Below are 23,912 nucleotides of genomic sequence, written 5' to 3'. Positions count from 1 at the left end.
GCACGATGGCCAGCGCCGCGAACAGGCAGAGCACGCCGGCCACGAAGCAAGCGGGCAGATAGGTCTGGTAGAAGGTCCGGCTGAAGCCCGCGCCATAGGCGGCCACGCGGCGGATGCCGAGGCGGTTCATGAAGGCGGCGGCGAACGGCCCCAGGAGGCCGAACAAAACGAGGCGCACCGCAAGGCGGGAAGAGATGTCGGCGGTGGCCCATCCGAACTCGGACTGAAGCGGGCCGATCAGGCTGTGGTCATACGCGCACTGATACCCGCTTCTGCTGTGTCTATCCACTCGCATCATGCTGTGGGATTGCGGAACGGGTGGTTTTCAAGGGCGCCGGGACGGTGTTGGATGGCACCTGACCCGAGGCGGCGCATCCCGCGCCCGGTCCGGGCCACCACCGGACGACCGATGCAAGTTCCCCCCGCCTTTGACCTGTCCCACGCCGTCCGCACCATCAAGGATTATCCGAAGCCCGGCATCCTGTTCCGCGACATCACCACCTTGCTGGGGGACGCACGGGCCTTCCGGCGCGCCATTGACGAACTGGTTCAGCCCTGGGCGGGAGCGAAGATCGACAAGGTGGCGGGCATTGAGGCGCGCGGCTTCATCGTGGGCGGCGCGGTGGCGCACCAGCTTTCGGCCGGTTTCGTGCCCATCCGCAAGAAGGGCAAGCTGCCCCACCAGACCGTGCGCATGGCCTACGCCCTCGAATATGGCGAGGACGAAATGGAGATGCATGTGGATGCGGTGGCGCCCGGTGAGCGCGTGGTGCTGGTGGACGATCTCATCGCCACCGGCGGCACGGCGGAAGGCGCCGTGAAGCTGTTGCGCAATATCGGCGCGAAGGTGGAGGCCGCCTGCTTCATCATCGACCTGCCGGACCTGGGCGGCGCGGAGAAGCTGCGGGCCATGGACGTGCCGGTGCGCACCCTGCTGAGCTTCCCGGGGCATTGATGCCGGCGTCCCAGCTGGCCCCACAGGTCGCGCCTCAAGCCCTGCCCATGTGAGGGAACGCACCGGAACGCGCTCAAAGCCCTCTCCCGCTCGCGGGGGAGGGTTGGGAGGGGGAAAGCACGAAGAGGCCCCGTCCCCCTATGGATCGCCCCCCGCCGCGTGCGGCGGGGGAGGGGCTTCACATATTGGGATAGTTCGGCCCGCCGCTGCCCTCGGGTGCGGTCCAGACGATGTTCTGGTTGGGATCCTTGATGTCGCACGTCTTGCAGTGGACGCAGTTCTGCGCGTTGATCTGGAAGCGCGGCTCGGCCCCGTTCTCTTCCACCCATTCATAGACGCCCGCCGGGCAATAACGGTTCGAGGGGCCCGCGAACACGTCGTGCTCCGAGCTTTTCTGAAGGGCCATGTCCTTCACCTTGAGGTGGATCGGCTGGTCCTCCTCGTGATTGGTGTTGGAGATGAAGACCGAGGAGAGCTTGTCGAAGGTGAGCACGCCGTCGGGCTTGGGATAGACGATCTTCTTGCACGCGGCGGCGGGCTTCAGGGTGGCCGCGTCGCTCTTGCCGTGCTTCAGCGTGCCGAACAGCGAGAAGCCCAGCGTGTTGGTCCACATGTCCAGCGCGCCCAGCGGAATGCCCGCGAAGGTGCCGAGCTTGGACCAGAGCGGCTTCACGTTGCGCACCTTGTGCAGATCGTGGCCGATGGCCGAGCCGCGCCAGCTCGCCTCATAGCTGGAGAGTTCGTCCTGTGCGCGCCCTTCCGCCAGCGCCGTCGCCAGCTGGTCCGCCGCCAGGATGCCGGACAGCATGGCGTTGTGGCTGCCCTTGATGCGCGGCACGTTCACGAAGCCGGCCGCGCAGCCCACCAGGAGGCCGCCGGGGAAGGCGAGCTTGGGTACGGACTGCCAGCCGCCCTCGGTGATGGCGCGCGCGCCGTAGGAGATGCGCTTGCCGCCCTCGAACGTGTCGCGGAAGAAGGGATGGGTCTTGAATCGCTGGAACTCGTCGAAGGGCGAGAGCCAGGGATTCTGGTAGTTCAGGTGGACCACGAAGCCCACCATCACCTGCTCGTCTTCCATGTGATAGAGGAACGCGCCGCCGCCGGTCTTGCCGTCCAGCGGCCAGCCGAAGCCGTGCTGCACCAGGCCGGGCTGGTGCTTGTCCTTCTTCACCTTCCACAATTCCTTCAGCCCGATCCCGAATTTGGCCGGTTCGCGGCCGGCATCGAGGGCATATTTGGCGATGAGCTGCTTGGTCAGGTGGCCGCGCGCGCCCTCGGCGAACACGGTGTAGCGTCCGCGCAGCTCCATGCCGCGGGTGAATTCCCCCTTGGGCGCGCCGTCGCGGCCCACGCCCATGTCGCCGGTGGCGATGCCGCGCACCGCGCCTTTGTCGTCATAGAGGATCTCGGAGGCCACGAAGCCGGGATAGATCTCGACGCCCAGCCCCTCGGCGCGGGTGGCGAGCCAGCGGCACACATTGCCGAGCGAGCCGATATAATTACCGTGATTGTTCATCAGCGGCGGCATGGCGAAATTGGGCAGGCGCACGCCGCCCGCCGGGCCCAGCAGATAGAAGCGGTCGTCGGTGACCTGGGTGGTCAGGGGCGCGTCGCCTTCCGAGGCCCAGTCCGGAAACAGGGCATTGAGCCCGATGGGATCGATCACGGCGCCGGAGAGAATGTGGGCGCCCACTTCGGAGCCCTTCTCCACGACCACAACGGAAATCTCTTCCCCCCGCTCGGCGGCAGCCTGCTTGAGGCGAATGGCCGTCGCAAGGCCCGCCGGCCCTCCGCCAACCACCACCACGTCATAATCCATGCCGTCCCGTTCGGGCAGTTCCGCCTCTGTCATTCCCGCGTCCTTGCGCATCGCATCAATCAACCTGGAGTTCTTCCATGGTTGAGGCTTTCTGACAATTCGCTTTCCACCGCACCCCGCCCACAGGCGGAATCGCGGTCCGCGCACGGATGCTCTATGGTGGGGGCAAATCTGCGCGGGCCCATGGATTCCAACCTTTCCTCCCTTAGCGACATCCTTGCCTTCCATGCGCAGGCCGGGGTGGATGCCGCCCTCGAAGAGGCGCCGGTGAACCGCTTCGCCACCGCCGCGGCGGCGCGCGATCTCAAGCGCGTGGCGCCGCAGGCCCAGGAGGCGCGGCCCGCGCCTGCCGGTGCCCGCCCGGCCGCCGCGCCCGTGGCGTCTGCGCGTCCCGCGCCGGCGCCTGCCGGTGCGTCCGTTCTGCCCATGCCCAATCTCGCCGCCCAGCCGCCCGACGAGGCGGTGATGGCCGCGCGCGAGGCCGCACGGGCGGCCGGCTCGCTGGAGGAATTGCGGGAGATTCTGGAGCGGTTCGAGGGGTGCCCCCTGAAGCGCACCGCCACCCGGCTGGTGTTCGCGGACGGCAACCCCAAGGCGCGGGTCATGCTGGTGGGCGAGGCGCCGGGGCGCGACGAGGATGCCCAGGGCCTGCCCTTCGTGGGCCGTTCCGGGCGCCTGCTGGACCTCATGCTCGGCGCGATCGGGCTCGACCGGACCAGCGCCTATATCGCCAATGTCATTCCCTGGCGCCCGCCGGGCAACCGCACGCCCACGCCCCAGGAGACGGCCATCTGCCTGCCCTTCATCCGGCGGCAGGTGGAACTGGCGGATCCCGATTTCCTGATCTGCCTGGGCAATCCCTCGGCCCAGACATTGCTGGGCGTGACGGAAGGCATCACGAAGACCCGTGGGCGCTTCTTCCCCTATGACACGGGCACGCGCACCATCAAGGCCATGCCCACCTTCCACCCGGCCTATCTGCTGCGCACGCCCTTGGGCAAGCGCATGGTCTGGCGCGACCTGCTGGCGGTGGAAGCAGCCCTGAAAGCGGGCGAGGGGCAATAAAAAACCCCTCCGCAAGGGAGGGGTTCTTTCGTCTCGCTCGCTTGAAGGCCTCAGGCCAGCTCGCTCTCGCGCTTGCGCTCTTCGCGCTTGCGGTCGTTGGGATCCAGCAGGCGCTTGCGCAGGCGGATGGACTTGGGCGTCACCTCCACCAGCTCGTCGTCCTGAATCCAGGCCAGCGCGCGCTCCAGCGTCATGCGGATCGGCGGGGTCAGGCGCACCGCCTCGTCCTTGGAGGTGGTGCGGATGTTGGTGAGCTGCTTGCCCTTCAGCACGTTCACTTCCAGGTCGTTGTCCCGGTTGTGCACGCCGATCAGCATGCCCTGATACACCTTCCAGCCGGGCTCGATCATCATCGGGCCGCGATCTTCGAGGTTCCACAGGGCATAGGCCACCGCTTCGCCCGCCGCATTGGCGATGAGCACGCCGTTGATGCGGCCCGCGATCTCGCCCTTATAGGGGGCATATTCGTGGAACAGCCGGTTCATGATGGCCGTGCCGCGCGTGTCGGTGAGCAGTTCCGACTGGTAGCCGATGAGGCCGCGGGTGGGGGCGTAGAAGACGAGGCGCTGGCGATTGCCGCCGGAGGGGCGCATCTCGATCATCTCGGCCTTCCGCTCGCTCATCTTCTGAACGACCGTGCCGGAATATTCCTCGTCCACGTCGATGAGGACTTCCTCGATGGGCTCCAGCATCTGGCCGGTGGCCTCATCCTTCTGGAACACCACGCGGGGACGCGACACGGCCAGCTCGAAGCCCTCGCGACGCATGGTCTCGATGAGCACGGCGAGCTGAAGTTCGCCGCGGCCGGACACGAAGAACGAATCCTTGTCCGCCGATTCCTCGATCTTGAGGGCGACGTTGCCTTCCGCTTCGCGCAGCAGGCGGTCGCGGATGACGCGGCTGGTCACCTTGTCACCTTCGGTGCCTGCCAGCGGGCTGTCATTCACGATGAAGGACATGGTGACGGTGGGCGGATCGATGGGCTGCGCCTCCATGGGCGTCGTCACTTCGAGCGCGCAGAAGGTGTCGGCCACGGTGCCCTTGGTGAGGCCGGCAATGGCGACGATGTCGCCCGCAATGCCTTCCTCGATGGGCTGGCGCTCGATGCCGCGGAAGGCGAGGATCTTGGAGACCCGGCCCTGCTCAAGCTGCGTGCCGTCGCGGGAGAGCACCTTGAGGGTCTGGTTGGGCTTCAGCGTGCCGGAGGCGATACGACCCGTGATGATGCGGCCGAGGAAGGGGTTCGCCTCCAGGATGGTGCCGATCATGGTGAAGGAGCCGGAGGCGTCCACGTTCGGCTCGGGGACGTGCTTGAGCACGAGGTCGAACAGGGGCGCCATGCCCTGGTCGCTGGGGCCTTCGGGGGCGTCCGCCATCCAGCCGTTGCGGCCGGACCCGTAGAGGATCGGGAAGTCGAGCTGCTCGTCAGTGGCGTCCAGCGCCGCGAAGAGGTCGAACACCTCGTTGATCACCTCGGAGGCGCGCGCGTCGGAGCGGTCCACCTTGTTGATGGCGACGATGGGCTTGAGGCCGATCTTGAGCGCCTTGCCCACCACGAACTTGGTCTGGGGCATGGGGCCTTCGGCGGCGTCCACCAGCACGATGGCGCCGTCCACCATGTTCAGGATGCGCTCCACCTCACCGCCGAAGTCGGCGTGGCCGGGCGTGTCCACGATGTTGATGCGCGTGTCCTTCCAGACCACCGAGGTGGCCTTGGCGAGGATGGTGATGCCGCGCTCCTTTTCCAGGTCGTTGGAATCCATGACGCGCTCAGCGACGCGCTGGTTCTCGCGGAAGGCGCCGGACTGCTTCAGCAGCTCGTCCACCAGGGTGGTCTTGCCATGGTCAACGTGGGCGATGATGGCGATGTTGCGCAGCTTCATGGGGTTCCAACAGCAAAAGGCGGGCCTGAATCCTCAGGTCCGCTCCAAGGGGAATTTTGCGGCGCAAAAATACACGAGAGCGGCCGCAAATCAATGCGCCGTCGCGGTTCGCGCCCGATTAGCCTCCGATCAGCTCCGCCGCAGCTCGAAAGCGCGGCGAATCTGGTCGGGCTTCATCACCTGCCCATCGGCCGTGCGCAGCCATGCCAGCTCCCGATTGGCGGGGGCCTGTGTGATGGCGAAGACGACCGCGTCCTCCACGGTCGCGAACCCATAGGGTTCGGGCCAGGCCTCCGGGGCGTTCACGCAATGGGATGTGGACCAGTATTGCAGCTTGACCGGCGCGGATTCGCGCGCCTCCATGCGATGCGACATGGCGGGTCTCCTTTTCCCCAGCCTCCCGGAACAACGGGGACGGCACGGGCGGGTTCCGCCCGGCGGGGACGAGGAGCGGGCGATGGGGGACAGTGCCGTGTTCAACGCCGGTTGGGTGCCGGTGGAACTGGTCTATGGCCTGTGCTTCAGCCTCGTGAACATCGCCATTCATTGCGTGGTGATCGTCTCCCTGGTGCGCTTCATGCGTGGCTTGCAGCGCAAGGATGTGCAGTTGCATCGCGTCCTCGCGCTGGCGCTGACCATGATGCTGACCACGGCCGTGCTCACCTTGTCCCATATGATCCAGGTGTGGATCTGGGCGGGGGCCTATACGCTGGTGGGGTCGGTGAAGGAAGGGGACGCCTATTATTTCGCCTTCGTCAATTTCACCACGCTGGGCTACGGCGACGTTCTCGGCGTGCCGCGGTGGCGCATCCTGGGGCCCATCACCGCTGCGAACGGCATGCTGCTGTTCGGCTCCTCGACGGCGCTCATGTTCGCCGTCCTGACGCGCGCGGGCACCATGCTGCATGTCTATGATCCGGCACCGGCCCGAAAGCGCCCGGTGCGCCGGAAGAAACCGGCCCGCATCGCCGAGGCGAGCATTGGCGGGCCGGTGGATATCCAGAAGGACGGGTAAAAGCGGGCAGGCCGCCTCCGTCAGGCGCCGGTGATCTGGGTGAGGCGCACGCTTTCCTGGAGCACCGTGCCGAAGGGCGTGGCGAGGGGGGTGATCTGCTTCTCCGCCACGATGTGCGGCGCCGTGACCGGCTGGCCTTCCGGGTTGACCGCCAGCAGGTTTCCGGCCCCGTCCGTCACATCGAACGACATGGGCAGGCCCGAAAGATAGGCGGTCAGCTTCTCCAGGCGCCCGGCGGCCACCTGGGAGCCCGACTGCCCGCGCTCTTCCGAAGAGGGGAAGCCCATGCGCGTGAAGTCGAAGCCTTCCACGGACACCACGACGCCGTTGTCATGGACCCGCGCCACCAGCACGCCGCCCACCTTGATCTCGTAGCGCACGGGGCTGGACGTGTAGGAGGCGTCCGTCAGGCCGGGAAAAACGCCGACGCCCGGCACGGACACGGTGCCGCTGGGGTGGGCCGTGGTGTCGATCTGGCCCGTGGAATTATAGATGAAGTCGCCCACGGTGGTGTCGCCGCCGATATAGACCGGCGGGATCGGCTCCAGGGCCGGAGCCTGCTGGAGGAAGGTCGCGGCCGCCTGGGCGGTGCGCAGGTCATCGTTCAACGGCTTCGCGGCGGAGGACGCTTCGTCCACCTTCCCGACAGCGCCTACGGGAGTGATCATCAACGCCTCGCTTCGGTTTCGTCGCGGACCCTGATCCGATCTCTTCAGATACGCATTGGCAAAACGAGCCAACTGAAAATTCGGAAATCAAAATAAAACTATGGCTCATGATCGCACGCGAAGCTTGCGCGAGGCTGGCGTCCCATCGCCTCAGGCGAGGGGCAGCACGTTGGAATATTTCACCTGCTCCAGCGCGAAGGAGCTTTCGATGGAGGCGATCCCCTCCACGCGGGTCAGCTTGGTCTTCAGGAAGCGCTCATAGCTGTCGAGGTCGGCCACCACGACCCGCAGCAGGTAATCGCGCTGCCCGGTCATGAGATAGCATTCCAGCACTTCGGGCCAGCGCCGGATGGCGTTCGCGAAGGCATCGAGCGCATCCTCGCGCTGGCGCTCCAGCTTGATGGAGACGAACACGCTCACCGGCAGTCCCGCCGCCCGCTGGTCCAGCACCGCCACATAGCGGTCGATCAGTCCCGATGCCTCCAGCGCCCGCACCCGCCGCAGGCACGGGGAGGGGGAGAGGCCGACCTTGGCGGCAAGGTCGGAAATGCTGATGCGGCCATCCTCCTGGAGAAAAGCGAGGATCCGGCGATCGACGGCATCGATCTGCATGTTCTTGCCAATCTGTTCTTCGTTTGCGCAAGGATAGTGCGCACTCAATGATGCGGCAGCAAAAATCGATGCATTTCGTGCGTATCCCCGGCGCTATGATGCGCGGATAAGAAAACCGGGGAGGCCGGTCATGGCCGTCGATGCGCGCACGCTGAAGATTCTCGCCGATTTGGAGCGCAAGGCGCTCTGGCTCGCGAGCTGGACCATCCATAACGCGAACCATCTCCGCGACAGCGTGGACGGGCTGAAGGTGGGCGGCCACCAGGCCTCCTCCGCCTCGCTCGCCACCATCATGACGGCTCTCTATTTCCACACCCTGCGGCCGCAGGACCGGGTGGCGGTGAAGCCCCATGCCTCGCCGGTCTTCCATGCCATCCAGTATCTGCTGGGCCAGCAGACGCGGGAGAAGCTGGAGGCGTTCCGTGCCTTCAAGGGCGCGCAGTCCTATCCCTCCCGCACCAAGGACACGGACGACGTAGACTTCTCCACCGGCTCGGTGGGCCTCGGCGTCGCCCAGACGCTGTTCGCCAGCCTCGCCCAGGACTATGTGCGCGCCCACGGCCTGCTGAAGCGGCCGGAAGGGCGGATGATCGCCCTGGTGGGCGATGCGGAGCTGGACGAGGGCAATGTGTTTGAGGCCCTGCTGGAGGGCTGGAAGCACGATCTGCGCAACACCTGGTGGATCATCGACTATAACCGCCAGAGCCTCGACGCCGTGGTGCGCGAGGGACTCTATGAGCGGTTCATCGGCCTGTTCGAGGCCATGGGCTGGCAGGTGGTGATCCTGAAATACGGGTCGCTCCAGCAAGCCGCCTTCCGCGAGCCGGGCGGCCAGAAGCTGAAGGCCTGGATCGATACCTGCCCCAACACCGAATATTCAGCGCTGACCTTCCAGGGCGGCGCCGCATGGCGCAAGCGCCTCATGGACGATCTGGGCGACCAGGGCGAAGTCTCGGCTTTGCTGGCGCGCCGCTCGGACGCGGAATTGTCCGCGCTCATGACCAATCTGGGCGGCCATGATTTGCCCACCATCATCGACGCCTTCGACGGCATCGACCATGACCGTCCGGTCTGCTTCCTCTGCTACACGGTGAAGGGCGCGGGCCTGCCGCTGGCGGGCCACAAGGACAATCATGCGGGCCTCATGACCGCCACGCAGATGGACACGCTGCGCGGCGCCATGAATATCCGCCCCGGCCATGAATGGGACCTGTTCGAGGGGCTCGCCACGCCCCCCGCCCAATTGTCCGCCTTCCTGAAAGACGTGCCGTTCCGCCGCGAGGGCACGCGCCGCTTCACCGCGCCCGCGCTCCCCGTGCCGCCGGTGGAGCCTCCGCGCAATGCGAGCCTCTCCACCCAAGCGGGGTTCGGCCTCATCCTGCAGGACCTCGCCAAGGGCGACAGCGACCTTGCCGCGCGGATCGTCACCACCTCGCCGGACGTGACGGTCTCCACCAATCTCGGCCCCTGGGTGAACCGGCGCGGCCTGTTCGCCGAGCGGGAGCTGGCGGATGTGTTCAAGCGCGAGCGCATCCCCTCCACCTTCAATTGGGAATTCTCGCCGGACGGCCAGCACATGGAGCTGGGCATCGCCGAGATGAACCTGTTCCTCATGCTCTCCGCGTTCGGCCTCTCCCATTCCCTGTTCGGCGCGCGGCTCATTCCCGTGGGCACGCTCTATGACCCCTTCATCTGCCGGGGGCTCGATGCGCTGAACTATGCCTGCTACCAGGATGCCCGCTTCATTCTGGTGGCGACGCCCTCGGGCATCACGCTGGCGCCGGAGGGCGGGGCGCACCAGTCCATCTCCACGCCGCTCATCGGCATGGCGCAGGACGGCCTCGCCTCGTTCGAGCCCGCCTTCGTGGACGAGCTGGCCGTGCTCATGGGCTTCGCCTTCGACTATGTGCAGCGCGACGGCGATGCCGAGCCCGATGCGCGCAACTGGCTGCGCGACGAGACCGGCGGCTCGGTCTATCTGCGCCTGTCCACCCGCACCCTGGAGCAGCCCGCGCGGAGCTTCACCGACCTTCAGCGTCGCCACATGGTGGACGGTGCCTATTGGCTGCGCGAGCCCGGCCCCAATTGCGAGGTGGTGGTGGCCGTGCAGGGCGCGGTGGCGCCGGAGGCCATCGCGGCGGTGGGCCTCATGGCGGAGGACCGGCGGGACGTGGGGCTGCTCATGGTCACCTCCGCCGACCGGCTCAATGCCGGCTGGACCGCCGCCGCGCGGGCGCGGGAGGCGGGGCACTGGGACGCCATGAGCCATGTGGAGCGCCTGCTGGCGCCGCTGCCGCGCCATTGCGGTCTCGTGACGGTGTTGGACGGCCACCCCGCGACGCTCGGCTGGCTCGGCTCGGTGCTCGGCCATCGCACGCGGGCGCTGGGCGTGGAGCATTTCGGCCAGACCGGAACGCTTCACGACCTCTACCGGCACCACGGCATCGACACGGCGGCCATCGTCTCTGCCGCCCAGTCCATCGCCCCCGGCCGCCCGGTGCGCCACCTGCGCGCGCTTTAGCCCGGACCTACCACCGTCATGGTCGGGCTTGTCCCGGCCATCCACGGGGTTCGGCCGGGTGCGCGCTCGACCCAGAGGCGTGGATACCCGGGACAAGCCCGGGCATGACGGGTGCTAAGGACGGAAGGCCCACGGCCACGGGCAAAGCCCGGCGCCGTCGATGTCACTTGCCGGTGATGGGGGCGCTGATGAGCGCGGAATTGCGGTAGCGGGGATCGTCGGTGACTTCCTCGCCGATCCAGGGCGGAAGGTCCACCACCTCCGCGCCGTGCACCAGTTCCACCTCGGCGACGATCAGGCCGTCATTCTCGCCCTCGAAGACGTCCACGGTCCAGAGCTTGCCGGCGAACGATACCTCGTAGCGGGTCTTCTCGATGAGCGGCTTCAGGCAATGGTCCCGAAGCATCACCTCCGCGTCGGCGGGGGGGATCTCATATTCGAACTCGGCGCGGGAGATGCCGGAGGTGGCGCCCTTCACCGTGAGATAGGCGCGCTCGCCTGCGTGGCGCACGCGCACCGTGGCATCCGTGGACACGCACAGATAGCCCTGCCGGAAACGTTGCCCCTTCGCGCCCTCACGCCACGCATCGGACGCGACCAGGAACTTCCGCTCGATTTCGACAGCCATGAACGCCTTCCACGCGACGCGAACCGCCTATCTCTGGCGTGCCCGCGCGGCGCGGGGAAGCGAAAAATGCCGCTGGCGCACCGTATTTTTTCCCAATGGTGGTCAGCGGCGCCCGGTGGGGGCGCCGCGCTGTTCTCACCGTCGTCCGGTTGCGGACGGCCGGTGAACCTACCGGGGTGGGTCAGGCCGGTTCCCGCACGCGGGGTGGCGGGGCCACGTCCAGCTCCACGTCGTGTTTGCTGGGCGGATCGGTGTCGCCGATGATGGTGACGCGCAGGATATTGGTGGTGCCCGGACGGGCGAAGGGCACCCCGGCCGTGATGGCGAGCCGGTCGCCCGGCGTGCCCAGCCCCTCATGCACCGCGATGCGCACCGCATTGTCCACCATCTCGCCGAAGGAATGGATGTCCTGCGGGGCGTGCACGGCGTGCACGGCATAAGAGAGGGCGAGGCGGCGGGCGGTCTCGATGCGGCTGGTGATGCCGAGGATGGGCTGGGCGGGCCGCTCGCGCGCGGCGCGCAGGCCCGTGGTGCCCGACAGCGTATAGGCCACCAGCGCCTTGGCGCCCACGGCGGTGGCGGTCTGGGTGGCGGCCTTGATCACCGCGTCGCCGATGCCCGTACCGCTGGGCGCGGGCATGGCGTCCAGCGTGCGGCGATAGCCGGGGTCGCGCTCCACATGGCGGATGATCTCGTCCATGAAGGCCACCGCTTCCACCGGATATTGTCCGGCGGCGCTCTCGGCGGAGAGCATCACGCAGTCCGCGCCCTCATAGACGGCGGTGGCCACATCCGAGACTTCCGCGCGGGTGGGCACGGGCGCCGTGATCATGCTTTCCAGCATCTGGGTGGCGACGATGACCGGGCGGCCGAAGCGGCGCGATTCCGCGATCATGCGCTTCTGGATGGCGGGCACTTCCGGCAAAGAGAGTTCCACGCCGAGATCGCCGCGCGCCACCATGATGGCGTCGGAGAGTTGCACCAGCTCGGTGAGATGCTCTACCGCGGCGGGCTTCTCCATCTTCAGCATCACCGCCGCCCGGTCGCCGATGATGGCGCGGGCCTCGTGGATGTCCTCGGGCCGCTGGACGAAGGAGAGCGCGATCCATTCCACGCCCTTGGACAGGGCGAACAGCAGGTCCGCATGGTCCTTCGGGGTCAGCGGGGAGAGGGGCAGCAGCACGTCCGGGATGTTGAAGCCCTTGTTGTTGGACAGGCGCGTGCCGCTGATGACTTCCGCGTCCAGCCAGCCCGGTCCCTTGCCCACCACCTTCAGGCGCACCTTGCCGTCGTCGCACAGCACCGTGGAGCCGAGCGTCAGGGCCTCGATGATGTCCGGGTGGGGAATGGGCACGCGGCTCTCGTCACCCAGCCGCTCCACTTCCGCGTCGAACCGCAGCACCTTGCCGGGCGCGAAGGTGATGGCGCCCTCGGTGAAGCGGCCGAGGCGCAGCTTCGGGCCCTGCAGGTCCGCGATGATGCCGATGGGGCGGCCCGTGTCGGTTTCCAGCGCGCGGATGCGGTCGATGACCGTGCCGTGGTCGGCCTGGGTGCCGTGGCTGAAATTGAGCCGGAAGACATCGACGCCGGCCAGGAACAGGGCACGGAGCTTTTCCGCGCTGTTGGAGGCGGGACCTACGGTGGCAACGATCTTGGTGGACCTGTTGCGTCGGATGGTCATGGCTTTCCTCCCTTTGATGGCCCTTTTGGCGTTGCGTCACTTATACCCGTGAATGCAGTCATTCGCGCGACAGGCATTCACGGTTGCGGCCGTTTCTCCTCCCCAGTCCTCCCCCGCAAGCGGGAGAGGGGGGATGTCGTGCGGATGACGTGGGGCTCAGGCGTCGGGGGCGACCGTGTGGTTGCCCAGCAGTTCCAGTGCCTTCACCATGCCGGAATGGTCCAGCTTCCCCCCGCCATGGGCGGCCACGGAATTGAACAATTCCTGGGCCGTGGCGGTGTTGGGCAGGGACAGGCCGAGCGCCCGCGCCGAGGACAGAGCGAGGTTCAGGTCCTTCTGGTGCAGCTCGATGCGGAAGCCGGGCGCGAAATTGCGCTTCACCATCCGCTCGCCATGCACTTCGAGGATGCGCGAATTGGCGAAGCCGCCCATGAGCGCCTGGCGCACCTTGGCCGGGTCCGCGCCCGCCTTGGACGCGAACAGCAGCGCCTCGCCCACCGCCTCGATGGTCAGAGCGACGATGATCTGGTTGGCGACCTTGGTGGTCTGCCCATCGCCGTTTCCGCCCACCAGCGTGATGTTCTTGCCCATCTTCTCGAACAGCGGCTTCACGGTCTCGAACGCGCCCTCCGGCCCGCCCACCATGATGGTCAGGGAGGCGGCCTTGGCGCCCACGTCGCCGCCGGAGACCGGCGCGTCCAGATAGTCGCAGCCCAGCGCGTTGATCTTTTCCGCGAAGCCCTTGGTGGCCACGGGGGAGATGGAGCTCATGTCCACCACGATCTTGCCCGCCGAAAGCCCTTCCGCGACGCCGTTCGCGCCGAACAGGGCCTCGTCCACATGGGGCGTGTCCGGCACCATGAGGATGATCACATCGGCACTCTTCGCCACTTCGGCGGAGGAGGCGCAGGCGGTGGCGCCCTTGGCCGTCAGCTCGGCGGGCACCTTCACCACGTCATGCAGGAAGAGCGTGTGACCGGCGTCGATGAGATGGCCGGCCATGGGGGTGCCCATGATGCCGAGACCGATGAAACCCACATTCATGTGCGTGCCTCCAGCGCTATCTGTTTTTGACGGCCCGGCCGGATGTTGCCCGGCGGGGGATGGACGGCGCGCCCGTGTGGGGGGCGCCCACCGGCCTCGGGTGTTCCCGATGCCGGTACGTGGCGAGATGTGCGGCGCGCCCCGCGCGGGGCGCGCCGCCCTGATGCTCAGCGATAGGTATCGAGCCAGCCGAGGCCGGCATCGGTGGTGGTCTTCGGCTTGTATTCGGCGCCCACCCAGCCGGTGTAGCCGGCATCGTCGATGGCCTTGAGCACGAAGGGATAATTGATCTCGCCCGTGCCGGGCTCGCCGCGGCCCGGATTGTCCGCAAGCTGGATGTGCTTGATGCGGGGCATGAGCGCGCGCAGCGTGGGGGTGAGGTCACCCTCCATGATCTGCATGTGATAAATGTCGTACTGCAGGAAGATGTCGTCCGCGCCCACCTCGTCGAACAGCGCCATGGACTGCTTGGTGCCGGTGAGGTGGAAGCCGGGAATGTCGCGGGTGTTGATGGCCTCGGCCACGAAGGGGATGCCCGCCTTCTTCAGCTCGGCGGCGGCGAACTTCAGGTTCGACACCAGCGTCTCGTGCACCTTCTCGGCGGGCACGTCCTTGGGGGTGAGGCCGACCAGCACGTTGAGCGTCTGGGTGCCCAGCACCTTCGCATAGTCGATGGCCTTGCCCACGCTGTCCTGGAACTCGCCCACCCGGTCGGGAAGCACAGCGAGGCCCCGCTCGCCGCCCGCCCAGTCGCCGGCGGGCAGGTTATGGAGCGCCTGGGTCAGGCCGTTCTTCTCCAGCTTCTCTTTCAGCTGTTCGGCCGGATAGGCATAGGGAAACAGATATTCCACGCCCGTGAAGCCGGCCTTGGCGGCTTTCTCGAACCGATCGAGGAAGTCGATCTCGTTCCAGAGCATGGTCAGATTGGCAGCGAACTTGGGCATTCACCTCTCCGCTTGGCTGAGCCTTGGTTTTTGGCCTGATGTTGGATGCGCCGCGCCGGCAGACGGCCGGTCGCGAAGAACCCTCCGGCTGATGGCCGGAGGGTTAGAGCCTGATCCGATCAGGTTGAATAAACCTGATCGGTGAATCAGCCTCTCATTTATCGAGAGAGCGATTCACATCCCATATCGAAGCAAGGCTTTGCTTCGATATGGGATGATCGCACTCTAGTTTACCCAATGTCCGGAGGGGAGGTCACTCCGCCGGCTCGGGCTGCCGGACCTTCTCGACGGGCAGGTCGAGAATCTCTTCAAACTCGTTGATCTTGTCGATCTCCACGCCCATGGCGATGTTGGTCACCCGCTCCAGGATGAACTCCACCACCACCGGCACCTGATGCTCCTTCATGAGCGTCTCGGCATGGGCGAAGGCGTCCTTGAACTCGTTGGGCGTGCGCACCCGGATGGCCTTGCAGCCGAGGCCCTCGGCCACCGCCACATGGTCCACGCCATAGCCGCCCGCTTCCTCCGAATTGATGTTGTCGAAGGCGAGCGACACCTCGAAGTCCATCTCGAAGCCGCGCTGGGCCTGGCGGATCAGGCCGAGATAGGAATTGTTCACGACCACATGGAGGTAGGGCAGCTTGTGCTGGGCGCCCACCGCCAGTTCCTCGATCATGAACTGGAAGTCGTAATCGCCCGAGAGCGCCACGATCTTCGCGTCGGGCCGCGCGGCGCGCACGCCGAGGGCGGCTGGCAGCGTCCAGCCGAGCGGGCCGGCCTGTCCGCAATTGATCCAGTTGCGGGGCTCATAGACGTTCAGGAACTGCGCGCCCGCAATCTGCGAGAGGCCGATGGTGGTGACATAGGTCACGTCGCGGCCGAACGCCTCGTTCATCTCCTCATAGACCCGCTGGGGCTTGAGCGGCACATTGTCGAAATGCGACTTGCGCTGGAGGCTCTGCTTGCGCGCGAGGCATTCGTCCGCCCAGTCGGAATAGTCGGGCAGCTTGCCCGCCGCCTTCCACTCCTTGGCGATGGCGACGAACAGTTCCAGCGCCGCCTTGGCGTCGGAGACCACGCCGAAATCGGGGCCGAAGACGCGGCCGATCTGGGTGGGCTCGATGTCCACATGCACGAACTTGCGGCCCTTGGTGTAGACCTCCACCGAGCCCGTATGGCGGTTCGCCCAGCGATTGCCGATGCCCAGCACGAAGTCGGACGCCAGCATGTTGGCGTTGCCGTAGCGGTGCGAGGTCTGGAGGCCGCACATGCCCGCCATGAGCGGGTGGTCGTCGGGAATGGTGCCCCAGCCCATGAGGGTGGGGATGACCGGCACGCCCGTCACTTCCGCGAGTTCCACCAGCAGGTCGGCGGCGTCCGCATTGATGATGCCGCCGCCCGCCACGATCAGCGGCTTCTTGCTGTCCAGCAGGAAGGAGAGCGCCTTTTCTGCCTGGGCGCGGGTGGCCTTGGGCTTGTAGGCGGGCAGGGGGGCGTAGGTGTCCTCGTCAAACTCGATCTCGGCCAACTGGACATCCACCGGCAGGTCGATGAGCACCGGGCCGGGGCGGCCGGAACGCATGACGTGGAAGGCCTGCTGGAACACCATGGGGACGAGCGCGGGCTCGCGCACCGTGACCGCCCACTTGGTGACGGGCTTGGCGATGGATTCGATGTCCACCGCCTGGAAGTCTTCCTTGTAGAGGCGGGCGCGGGGCGCCTGGCCGGTGATGCACAGGATCGGAATGGAATCCGCCTGGGCCGAATAGAGGCCGGTGATCATGTCCGTGCCCGCCGGGCCGGACGTGCCGATGCACACGCCGATATTGCCAGCGACGGCGCGCGTGTAGCCCTCGGCCATGTGCGAGGCGCCTTCAACGTGGCGCGCCAGGACATGGCGGACGGAGCCGCGCAGCTTCAGCGCGGAATAGAGCGGATTGATTGCCGCGCCCGGAACACCGAAGGCACAAGTGATGCCTTCCTTTTCCAGAACCCGGACCGCCGCATCGACGGCACGCATGCGAGCCATGGCTTCCTCCCGAAATTGCTTTTCAAGAGGGATACGCCCGGACCGTAATTGCTTCTATGGCAAGAATTGGAAGTACATTCGTTCCAAAATGGAAACAATCGCAGGGGAGGCCGCTCAGGCCACTTCCACCCGGTTCCGTCCGTTCTGCTTGGCGCGGTAGAGCGCTTCGTCCGCCCGCGCGATGGGGCGGTCGATGGCCACATGCTCCCCATGGGTGCGCAGCACATGGACGCCGGCGCTCACCGTGAGCGGCCAGCGCAAATCGCGGGAGGCGGCGATGCGCTTCAGCAGCCGCTCGGCGACGCTCTTCGCATCGGTTTCCGAAGTGTTGGGCAGGACCAGCAGGAATTCCTCGCCGCCGAACCGGCCCACCGCGTCGCTCTCCCGCGCGGCGGTCATGAGGCATTGCGCCACCACCTTCAGGGCGAAGTCCCCTTCCAGATGGCCGTGGGCGTCGTTGTAGGCTTTGAAGTGGTCCACATCGACCATGATGAAACCCAGCGGCGCGCCGGTGCGCTGGGCGTCCTGCATGTCGGCGTCCAGCCGCTGGCGCAAGGCGCGGCGGTTGAGCGTGCCGGTCAGGGGATCGTGCGCGGCGAGCTGGAGCAGCTTGCTGTTGGCTTCCTCCAGCTCCGCCTGCCGCACCGCCAGTTCCGCGCTCATGGAGCGCCGGGTGCTGATGTCCTGGATCTGCGAGACGAAGCAGCGGGGCGTGCCGTCCTCGAACCGCACGAGCGTGGCGTTGAGCTGGGCCCAGACCACCTCGCCGCCGGGCCGCACATAGCGCTTCTCGATCTGGTAGTCCTTGGCCTTCCCGGCCAGCAGCGCTTGCACCATCTCCAGGTCCCCCGGGAGGTCGGCGGGATAGGTGATGGACTGGAAATCCAGCTTCAGGAGTTCCGCCTCGCTGTAGCCGAACAGGGCGCAGGCGGCCTTGTTGACCTCCAGCAGGTGGCCGTCCAGGCCCACCAGCGCCATGCCGATGGGGGCGTTGGCGAAGGCGGCGCTGAACATGACGTTGGCCTCGCGCCGCTTCGTCTCGGCTTCCCGCCGCCGCGTTTCCAGCCCCGCGCGCTCGATGGCGCGCCCCAGCGTGTCGGCCAGGAGTTCCAGGAAGGCGCGGTCCGCTTCGTCGAATGGCCGGTCGCGCGGCTCGGGATCGAGCAGGCTCAGCACGCCGAAGATCGTGCTGCCCACGCGGATGGGGGCGGCGGCATAGGTCTCGAAGTTGCCTTCCAGATAGATGGGGTGGGCCCGCAGGCTCTCATGGGCTGCGATATGGTGGCACAGCAGGCTGGTATGCTGCTTCAGAGCGAGGGACACGAACAGCGTGTCCAGCGGGCGCGACGCGCCTTCCAGGAATGGAACGGGCACGTCCGAGCGCACGCACAGGAAGACCATGGCGTCGCCCTCGATCGCCCCGACGACGCCGGTCCGCAGGCCGAAAACCCGCCTCGCGGTATCGAGATAAGCATCGTAAAGAGCTTCGAGGCAGACATCGTCGAGGTTCAGCAATTCGCGAAGCGCACGCAGAGACTCCGCCCCGTCCCGCCGGCTTGCGGCGTGGGCGTCTTGCTCTTTCGTCACCTGCGTATCCCCGCCGCGCCGCGCCAAACTGACCCCTTCCCCTCGGTCAAGATTTTCGAAAAGGCGCCACCCCTTATCATTTCGTGTCATCTCAGCCGAGGATTATTTGATCCGCCGGATACCGCCCGCCGAACCGGCGCTTTTTTGCACTCCTGCCGCCGGAGCCGATAGGCGCGGGGCCTGTCCGCTGATATGTCAAAACGAAAATGGCGCGGGGGAGGCGGTTCCCCCGGAGCCCCGGCTGCGCCAATGTGGAGCCGATTCGGTTGGCAGGCCGCCCGGCCGGGCCGGCGGCACCCGCCGGTTGCCCGGGATGGTCCCTGGGATATGGTCATGATCGATATTGCGGCCCGCGTTTACAATCATACGTGGAAGATCGATCCCATCGTCCGGTCGGTTCTCGACACGGACTTCTACAAGCTCCTCATGGGCCAGGCGATCCATCGCCGCCATCCGGCCGTGCAGGTGACCTTCGGCATCCACAATCGCTCAAGCCATGTGCGCCTCGCCGAGATCATCGACGTGGGCGAATTGCGCGAGCAGCTGGACCATGTGCGCACCCTGTCGCTGACCCGGGGCGAGTCCACCTGGCTGCGCGGCAACATGTTCTACGGCAAGCGCCAGATGTTCTCGCCCGACTATGTGGCGTGGCTGGAGCGCTTCCGGTTCCCCGCCTACCATCTGGAGAAGCGGGACGGGCAATATGAGCTGACCTTCGAGGGCCCCTGGGTGGAAACCACCATGTGGGAAATCCCGGCCCTCGCCATCATCAACGAGCTGCGCTCGCGCGCGGTGCTCAAGGGCCTGGGCAAGTTCGAGCTGCAGATCCTCTATGCGCGGGCCATGTCCCGGGTGTGGGAAAAGATCGCCTTCCTGAAGACGCTGGGCCAGGTGAACGTCGCCGATTTCGGCACCCGCCGCCGCCACGGCTTCCTGTGGCAGGACTGGTGCATCCAGGCACTTATCGAGGGGCTGGGCGAGACGTTCCTGGGCACCTCCAACTGCCTCATCGCCATGCGCCGGGAAGTGGAGGCGGCGGGCACCAATGCCCATGAGCTGCCCATGGTCTATGCCGCGCTCTCGCGGTCCGAGCAGGAACTGAGCTGGTCGCCCTATCAGGTGCTGGCGGACTGGCAGGAGGAGTATGACGGCAATCTGCGGATCATGCTGCCCGACACGTTCGGCACCACCGGCTTCCTCGCCAATGCGCCCGCATGGCTGGACAGTTGGACCGGCATCCGCATCGACAGCAAGGATCCGCTGGAGGGCGGGGAGGAAGCCATCGCCTGGTGGCGCGCCCGCGGCCAGGACCCGCGCGAGAAGCTGGCCATCTTCTCAGACGGGCTGGATGTGGAGGAGCTGGCGCGCATCAATGCCCGCTTCTCCGGCCGCATGCGCCTGGGCTTCGGCTGGGGTACTTTGCTCACCAACGATTTCCGGGGCCTTGCGCCGGACGGGGCGCTCGACCCCATCTCCATCGTCTGCAAGGTGATTTCGGCCAACGGCCATCCGGCCGTGAAGCTCTCCGACAATCCCACCAAGGCCATGGGGCCGCCGGACGAGGTGGAGCGCTACAAGCGCGTGTTCAATGTGGGGCCGCAGGTGGCCCGGCGCACCATGGTGTGATCAGCCCGCCCCGCCGGGCAGGCCGACGCGCTGGCGCAGTGGGCGCGCGGCGACCGAGAGGAGCGAGCGGTAGCGGCGCTTGGCGTCGGTCACCGTGCCGCTGTCGCCGATGGCTGCCTCCTGCAGTTCGGCAAGGGCGAAGGGGCTCGGCTCGGCCGGGAGCACCACCACTTCCGGCACGCAATTGGCAAGGCCCAGCACGTCGCGGGCAGTGAGGGTGGACAGGGCCTTCGCCATGAGCGCGCATTGATAGGCCCGGCGGTCCAGGCTGAGGCGGTCCCAGGGCTCAAGCAGCGGGTAGCGCTCCCGCGCCGCCGTGTGCGCGCCCTTGGCCATCCGCTCCACCATATCCGCAGAAATCATCGCTCTGTCCCAAGGCCCGCCCGGAGACCGATCCGATCCGGTTGAAGCAACCTCACCGGAGAACCAGCCCCTGAAACATTGATGGAGAGCGTTTCACCCCCATGCCGAAGCCGGTATCCGCTTCGCCACGGTAAGATCAGGCTCCCGTATCACCCCCCTGAGAGTGGCCGGACGCTCCTTTCCCAACCCTTGCCGTGGGCGGGTGGTCACGCAACGTGGTGAACGGAGGGTTAGGCAATGGATTGCGCCCCACGGCCCGCCTGCTACACTCGTCGCGAATTTTAGCAATGTGAGCCTGGAATCCGTGTGCCCGTATGGCGCCGAGCCGGGTGACAAGGGGATTGAGATGAGGGACGAGACGCTCGGATCCTGCAGGGATCCGGCGCCGTCGGGCCAGAATCGCCCCCGCGCATCCCAGGGGGCGGAGGCTGCCGTCGCCCCCGGACCGGGTGCGCGGGACGAGCGCGTCTATGCCGCCGTCGATCTCGGCACCAATAATTGCCGCCTTCTCGTGGCCCGTCCCACCGGCCGCTCCTTTCGCGTGATCGATGCCTTCTCGCGCATCGTGCGCCTGGGCGAGGGGGTCGCCGCCAGCGGGCAGTTGGGCGCGGCCGCCATGGAGCGGGCGCTGGGTGCCCTGGACATCTGCGCGGGCAAGATCGCCGCACGGGGCGTCACGCGCGCCCGCATCATCGCCACCGAAGCCTGCCGCGCCGCCGCGAACGGCATGGAGTTTCGCGCCAAGGTGGAAGAGCGCACGGGCCTGCGCCTTGAGATCGTGGACCGGCGCACCGAGGCGTCCCTCGCCGCTGCCGGCTGCGCGCCCTTGGTGGATCCCACCTGCGACGGCGCCATCCTGTTCGATATCGGCGGCGGCTCCACGGAAGTGGTCTGGCTCGGCCGCCGGGCGGCGGGCGACGAAGGGCCGCCCCGCGCCCGCATCCGCTCCTGGGCCTCGCTTCCCACCGGTGTGGTCTCGCTCGCCGAGCGTCACGGCGGGGTCAAGGTCTCCCGCGAGCTGTTCGACGCCATGGTGGCCGAAGTGGCCGAGCGCCTGGACGGGGTCCGCCAGAGCTGGGGCCTTCGGGCGCCCGGCCGCATGCATCTTCTGGGCACGTCCGGCACGGTGACCACCGTGGCCGGCATCCATCTCGGCCTCCAGCGCTATGACCGCACCCGCGTGGACGGCGCGTGGCTGCGCGCGCAGGACATCAACCGGGTGGTGGACCAACTGGTGGGCATGTCGTTCGAGGAGCGCGTCTCCAATCCCTGCATCGGCGCCCAGCGCGCCGATCTCGTGCTCGCCGGCTGCGCCATCATGGAAGCCGTGCGCGAAGCTTTTCCCACTGATCGCCTGCGGGTGGCGGACCGTGGCCTGCGCGAGGGCATGCTCGTGCAGCTCATGCGCGCCGACGGCGTCTGGCGCCGTACGGCCGGGCCCTCCGCCGCCATGGAGCCCACCCCATGAGCACTTCGACCAAAGGCCCGGACGGCCGCCCCCTCAAAGTCCGCGTGAAGACCGCGCGCGGGCGCACCACCTCCTCCCAGAAATGGCTTCAGCGCCAGCTGAACGATCCCTATGTGGTGCGCGCCAAGCGCGAGGGATGGCGCTCGCGCGCCGCGTTCAAGCTCATCGAGATGAACGACAAGGTCCATATCCTGAAGCGCGGCATGCGGGTGGTGGATCTCGGCGCCGCGCCGGGCGGCTGGAGCCAGGTGGCGGCCCAGCGCATCGGCCTGGAGGAGGGCAAGGGCAAGATCGTCGCCATCGACCTGTTGGAGATGGACCCGGTTCCCGGCGTCACCTTCGCGCAGATGGACTTCCTCGACGAGGATGCCCCGCGCCGCCTCATGGAGATGCTCCAGGGGCAGGCCGATCTTGTCATGTCCGACATGGCGGCCAATGCCACGGGCCATCGGGCCACGGACCATCTGAAGATCGTGGCGCTGGTGGAGCTTGCCGCCGAGTTCGCCCGCGATGTGCTGGCGCCGGGTGGGGCGTTCGTCGCCAAGGTGATTCAGGGGGGCACGGAGGGCAGCCTCCTGACGAACCTGAAGCAGGACTTCGCCCAGGTGAAGCACCTGAAGCCTGCCGCGAGCCGCGCGGATTCGGCGGAGCTTTACGTGCTCGCCACTGGCTTCCGGGGCCGCGCGCGCCCGGCGAAGGACGATGCCGCCGATGAGGCGGACGAGACCGCGGCGCCCGAGACGGCCTGACGGGCCTCTGGCCCATCCTTCGAGGCGTGAGAAACGCTTGGCCCGGCCCCCATCAGGGACCGGCCCTGGCCTTCAGTCGATCTCGCGATCCACAGCCACCACGCGCCCGCGCTCCACGGCGAGGGCGAGGCGCCCGGCCTTGAGCGCGATGGCGCGCTCGCCGAACAATTCGCGGCGCCAGCCGCTCAGCGCGGGCACCGGCGCCTCGTCGTTCACGGCGATCCGTTCCAGATCGTCGGTGGTGGCGATCACCTTGGCGGCGACGCCGTGCTGCTCGGCGGTCATGCGCAGCAACACCTTCAGAAGCTCCACGGTGGCGGTGGCCCCGTTGGGCAGCGTCCGGTCCCGCTCGATGCGCGGCAGGGTCTTGGGGTCGCGCTCCAGCCCGCGCCGCACGGCGTCCAGCACTGCCTCGCCATAGCGCGAGCGCTCGAAGCCCTTGGGCAGGGAGCGAAGCTCGGCCAGCTTCTCGGGGGTCTGGGGCTGCTGGAGGGCGATCTCGCCGATCACCTCGTCCTTGATGATGCGTCCGCGCGGCTGGTCGCGGGTCTGCGCCTCGCGCTCGCGCCAGGCGGCCACTTCCACCAGCACCGCCAGTTCGCGCGGCTTGCGCACGCGGGACTTCAGGCGTTCCCACGCATGCTCGGGTTCCTGCCGGTAGGTGGCGGGGGAGGTGAGGACATGCATTTCCTCGCCCATCCATTCGCCCCGCCCGCGCCGCTCCAGGTCGCTGAGCAAGGCGAGGTAGATGTCGCGCAGATGGGTGACGTCCGCGATCGCATAGACGAGCTGGGCCTGGGAGAGGGGGCGGCGCGACCAGTCGGTGAAGCGCGACGACTTGTCGAGCGCGTGGCCGCAGATGCGCTGCACCAGCTGGTCGTAGGAGATGCTGTCCCCATAGCCCAGCACCATGGCCGCCACCTGGGTGTCGAACACGGGATGGGGGATCAGCCCGGCACGGTGCCAGACGATTTCGATGTCCTGCCGGGCGGCGTGGAACACCTTGGTGACGCGGGGATTGGCCATCAGCTCGAAGAAGGGCGTCAGATCCAGGTCCGGCGCGAGCGCGTCAACGATGACGGCCTCATCCGGCGAGGCCGCCTGGATGACGCAGAGTTTGGGCCAGAACGTCGTCTCACGCAGAAACTCGGTGTCTACGGTGATGAAGTCGTGGCGGGCGAGCCGGGAGCAGACCGCGGCGAGCGCCTCGGTGGAGGTGATGGGATCCATATGGGAACCATAGCGCGCCGGATGG

At 67.2% G+C, this 23,912-nt stretch carries 20 protein-coding genes and 1 pseudogene; 7 read left to right on the top strand and 14 right to left on the bottom strand.

Annotated elements, in window-relative coordinates; all coding sequences use genetic code 11:
* Positions 1–55: 55 nt before the first annotated feature.
* Positions 56–298, bottom strand: a pseudogene (locus EJJ38_RS18605) (hypothetical protein); the annotation flags it as partial.
* 111 nt (positions 299–409) lie between these two features.
* Here EJJ38_RS18605 and EJJ38_RS18600 point away from each other — a divergent pair.
* Positions 410–955: an adenine phosphoribosyltransferase gene (locus tag EJJ38_RS18600; protein WP_127091937.1), complete on the top strand. Its 546-nt coding sequence runs from the start codon at positions 410–412 to the stop codon at positions 953–955.
* Positions 956–1,133: 178 nt separating this feature from the next.
* On the opposite strand, the gene EJJ38_RS18595 is transcribed toward EJJ38_RS18600, so the two are convergent.
* On the bottom strand, positions 1,134–2,807 hold the full coding sequence (locus EJJ38_RS18595; RefSeq protein WP_127091936.1) for an electron transfer flavoprotein-ubiquinone oxidoreductase: 1,674 nt from the start codon (positions 2,805–2,807) through the stop codon (positions 1,134–1,136).
* A gap of 150 nt (positions 2,808–2,957) precedes the next feature.
* On the opposite strand from EJJ38_RS18595, the gene EJJ38_RS18590 reads away from it, so the two are divergent.
* Positions 2,958–3,839, top strand: a complete 882-nt coding sequence (locus EJJ38_RS18590) for a uracil-DNA glycosylase (protein ID WP_127091935.1) — start codon at positions 2,958–2,960, stop codon at positions 3,837–3,839.
* A gap of 50 nt (positions 3,840–3,889) precedes the next feature.
* On the opposite strand, the gene typA is transcribed toward EJJ38_RS18590, so the two are convergent.
* Together typA and EJJ38_RS18580 are read right to left on the bottom strand one after the other, a co-directional pair.
* Complete coding sequence (gene typA, locus EJJ38_RS18585; RefSeq protein WP_127091934.1) at positions 3,890–5,722, bottom strand: translational GTPase TypA; 1,833 nt, start codon at positions 5,720–5,722, stop codon at positions 3,890–3,892.
* A gap of 129 nt (positions 5,723–5,851) precedes the next feature.
* The gene (locus tag EJJ38_RS18580; RefSeq protein ID WP_245454326.1) at positions 5,852–6,097 is read right to left on the bottom strand and encodes a hypothetical protein; all 246 of its coding nucleotides are present in this window, start codon (positions 6,095–6,097) and stop codon (positions 5,852–5,854) included.
* Between the two features lie 82 nt (positions 6,098–6,179).
* Here EJJ38_RS18580 and EJJ38_RS18575 point away from each other — a divergent pair, with 82 nt between their 5' ends.
* Positions 6,180–6,737, top strand: coding sequence for a potassium channel family protein (locus EJJ38_RS18575; RefSeq protein WP_127091933.1), 558 nt, complete (start codon positions 6,180–6,182; stop codon positions 6,735–6,737).
* Positions 6,738–6,757: 20 nt separating this feature from the next.
* On the opposite strand, the gene EJJ38_RS18570 is transcribed toward EJJ38_RS18575, so the two are convergent.
* Both EJJ38_RS18570 and EJJ38_RS18565 read right to left on the bottom strand, forming a co-directional pair.
* The gene (locus EJJ38_RS18570) at positions 6,758–7,405 is read right to left on the bottom strand and encodes a hypothetical protein (protein ID WP_127091932.1); all 648 of its coding nucleotides are present in this window, start codon (positions 7,403–7,405) and stop codon (positions 6,758–6,760) included.
* 150 nt (positions 7,406–7,555) lie between these two features.
* Entirely contained in the window at positions 7,556–8,017 is a 462-nt protein-coding gene (locus EJJ38_RS18565; protein WP_127091931.1) for an Lrp/AsnC family transcriptional regulator, read from the bottom strand.
* Positions 8,018–8,147: 130 nt separating this feature from the next.
* On the opposite strand from EJJ38_RS18565, the gene EJJ38_RS18560 reads away from it, so the two are divergent.
* A complete protein-coding gene (locus tag EJJ38_RS18560; RefSeq protein WP_127091930.1) occupies positions 8,148–10,538 on the top strand; it encodes a transketolase in 2,391 nt (796 codons plus the stop codon).
* A gap of 163 nt (positions 10,539–10,701) precedes the next feature.
* Here EJJ38_RS18560 and EJJ38_RS18555 read toward each other — a convergent pair whose 3' ends face one another.
* The 6 genes from EJJ38_RS18555 to EJJ38_RS18530 all read right to left on the bottom strand — a co-directional run bounded on the left by EJJ38_RS18555 (position 10,702) and on the right by EJJ38_RS18530 (position 18,451).
* Positions 10,702–11,166, bottom strand: coding sequence for a CYTH domain-containing protein (locus EJJ38_RS18555; protein ID WP_127091929.1), 465 nt, complete (start codon positions 11,164–11,166; stop codon positions 10,702–10,704).
* A gap of 181 nt (positions 11,167–11,347) precedes the next feature.
* Positions 11,348–12,847, bottom strand: coding sequence for a pyruvate kinase (gene pyk / locus EJJ38_RS18550; RefSeq protein WP_127091928.1), 1,500 nt, complete (start codon positions 12,845–12,847; stop codon positions 11,348–11,350).
* Between the two features lie 156 nt (positions 12,848–13,003).
* On the bottom strand, positions 13,004–13,891 hold the full coding sequence (locus tag EJJ38_RS18545; RefSeq protein WP_127091927.1) for a 2-hydroxy-3-oxopropionate reductase: 888 nt from the start codon (positions 13,889–13,891) through the stop codon (positions 13,004–13,006).
* Between the two features lie 167 nt (positions 13,892–14,058).
* On the bottom strand, positions 14,059–14,835 hold the full coding sequence (hyi, locus tag EJJ38_RS18540) for a hydroxypyruvate isomerase (RefSeq protein ID WP_127091926.1): 777 nt from the start codon (positions 14,833–14,835) through the stop codon (positions 14,059–14,061).
* Between the two features lie 253 nt (positions 14,836–15,088).
* Positions 15,089–16,864 carry a glyoxylate carboligase gene (gcl, locus tag EJJ38_RS18535; RefSeq protein WP_127091925.1) on the bottom strand — a complete coding sequence of 592 codons (1,776 nt, stop codon included), beginning with the start codon at positions 16,862–16,864 and terminating at the stop codon, positions 15,089–15,091.
* A 114-nt stretch (positions 16,865–16,978) separates the two neighbouring features.
* On the bottom strand, positions 16,979–18,451 hold the full coding sequence (locus EJJ38_RS18530) for a GGDEF domain-containing protein (protein ID WP_164738573.1): 1,473 nt from the start codon (positions 18,449–18,451) through the stop codon (positions 16,979–16,981).
* 333 nt (positions 18,452–18,784) lie between these two features.
* Between EJJ38_RS18530 and pncB the strand changes: the two genes are divergently transcribed.
* Positions 18,785–20,077: a nicotinate phosphoribosyltransferase gene (gene pncB / locus EJJ38_RS18525; protein ID WP_127091923.1), complete on the top strand. Its 1,293-nt coding sequence runs from the start codon at positions 18,785–18,787 to the stop codon at positions 20,075–20,077.
* Here the strand turns inward: pncB and EJJ38_RS18520 are convergent, their stop codons facing one another.
* Positions 20,078–20,440 (bottom strand): hypothetical protein, encoded by a 363-nt coding sequence (locus EJJ38_RS18520; RefSeq protein ID WP_127091922.1) that lies wholly within the window; start codon positions 20,438–20,440, stop codon positions 20,078–20,080. It lies immediately after the preceding gene.
* A 346-nt stretch (positions 20,441–20,786) separates the two neighbouring features.
* Here EJJ38_RS18520 and EJJ38_RS18515 point away from each other — a divergent pair, with 346 nt between their 5' ends.
* Positions 20,787–21,908: a Ppx/GppA phosphatase family protein gene (locus tag EJJ38_RS18515; protein ID WP_127091921.1), complete on the top strand. Its 1,122-nt coding sequence runs from the start codon at positions 20,787–20,789 to the stop codon at positions 21,906–21,908.
* On the top strand, positions 21,905–22,657 hold the full coding sequence (locus tag EJJ38_RS18510; RefSeq protein ID WP_127091920.1) for an RlmE family RNA methyltransferase: 753 nt from the start codon (positions 21,905–21,907) through the stop codon (positions 22,655–22,657). Before EJJ38_RS18515 ends, EJJ38_RS18510 begins: the two co-directional genes overlap by 4 nt.
* Before the next feature lie 72 nt (positions 22,658–22,729).
* On the opposite strand, the gene rnd is transcribed toward EJJ38_RS18510, so the two are convergent.
* A complete protein-coding gene (gene rnd / locus EJJ38_RS18505; RefSeq protein WP_127091919.1) occupies positions 22,730–23,887 on the bottom strand; it encodes a ribonuclease D in 1,158 nt (385 codons plus the stop codon).
* Positions 23,888–23,912: the final 25 nt, after the last annotated feature.

It is taken from the genome of Aquabacter cavernae (assembly GCF_003993795.1).
In the GTDB taxonomy this organism is placed as follows: domain Bacteria; phylum Pseudomonadota; class Alphaproteobacteria; order Rhizobiales; family Xanthobacteraceae; genus Aquabacter; species Aquabacter cavernae.
This window is presented reverse-complemented; position numbering and strand designations above follow the sequence as displayed.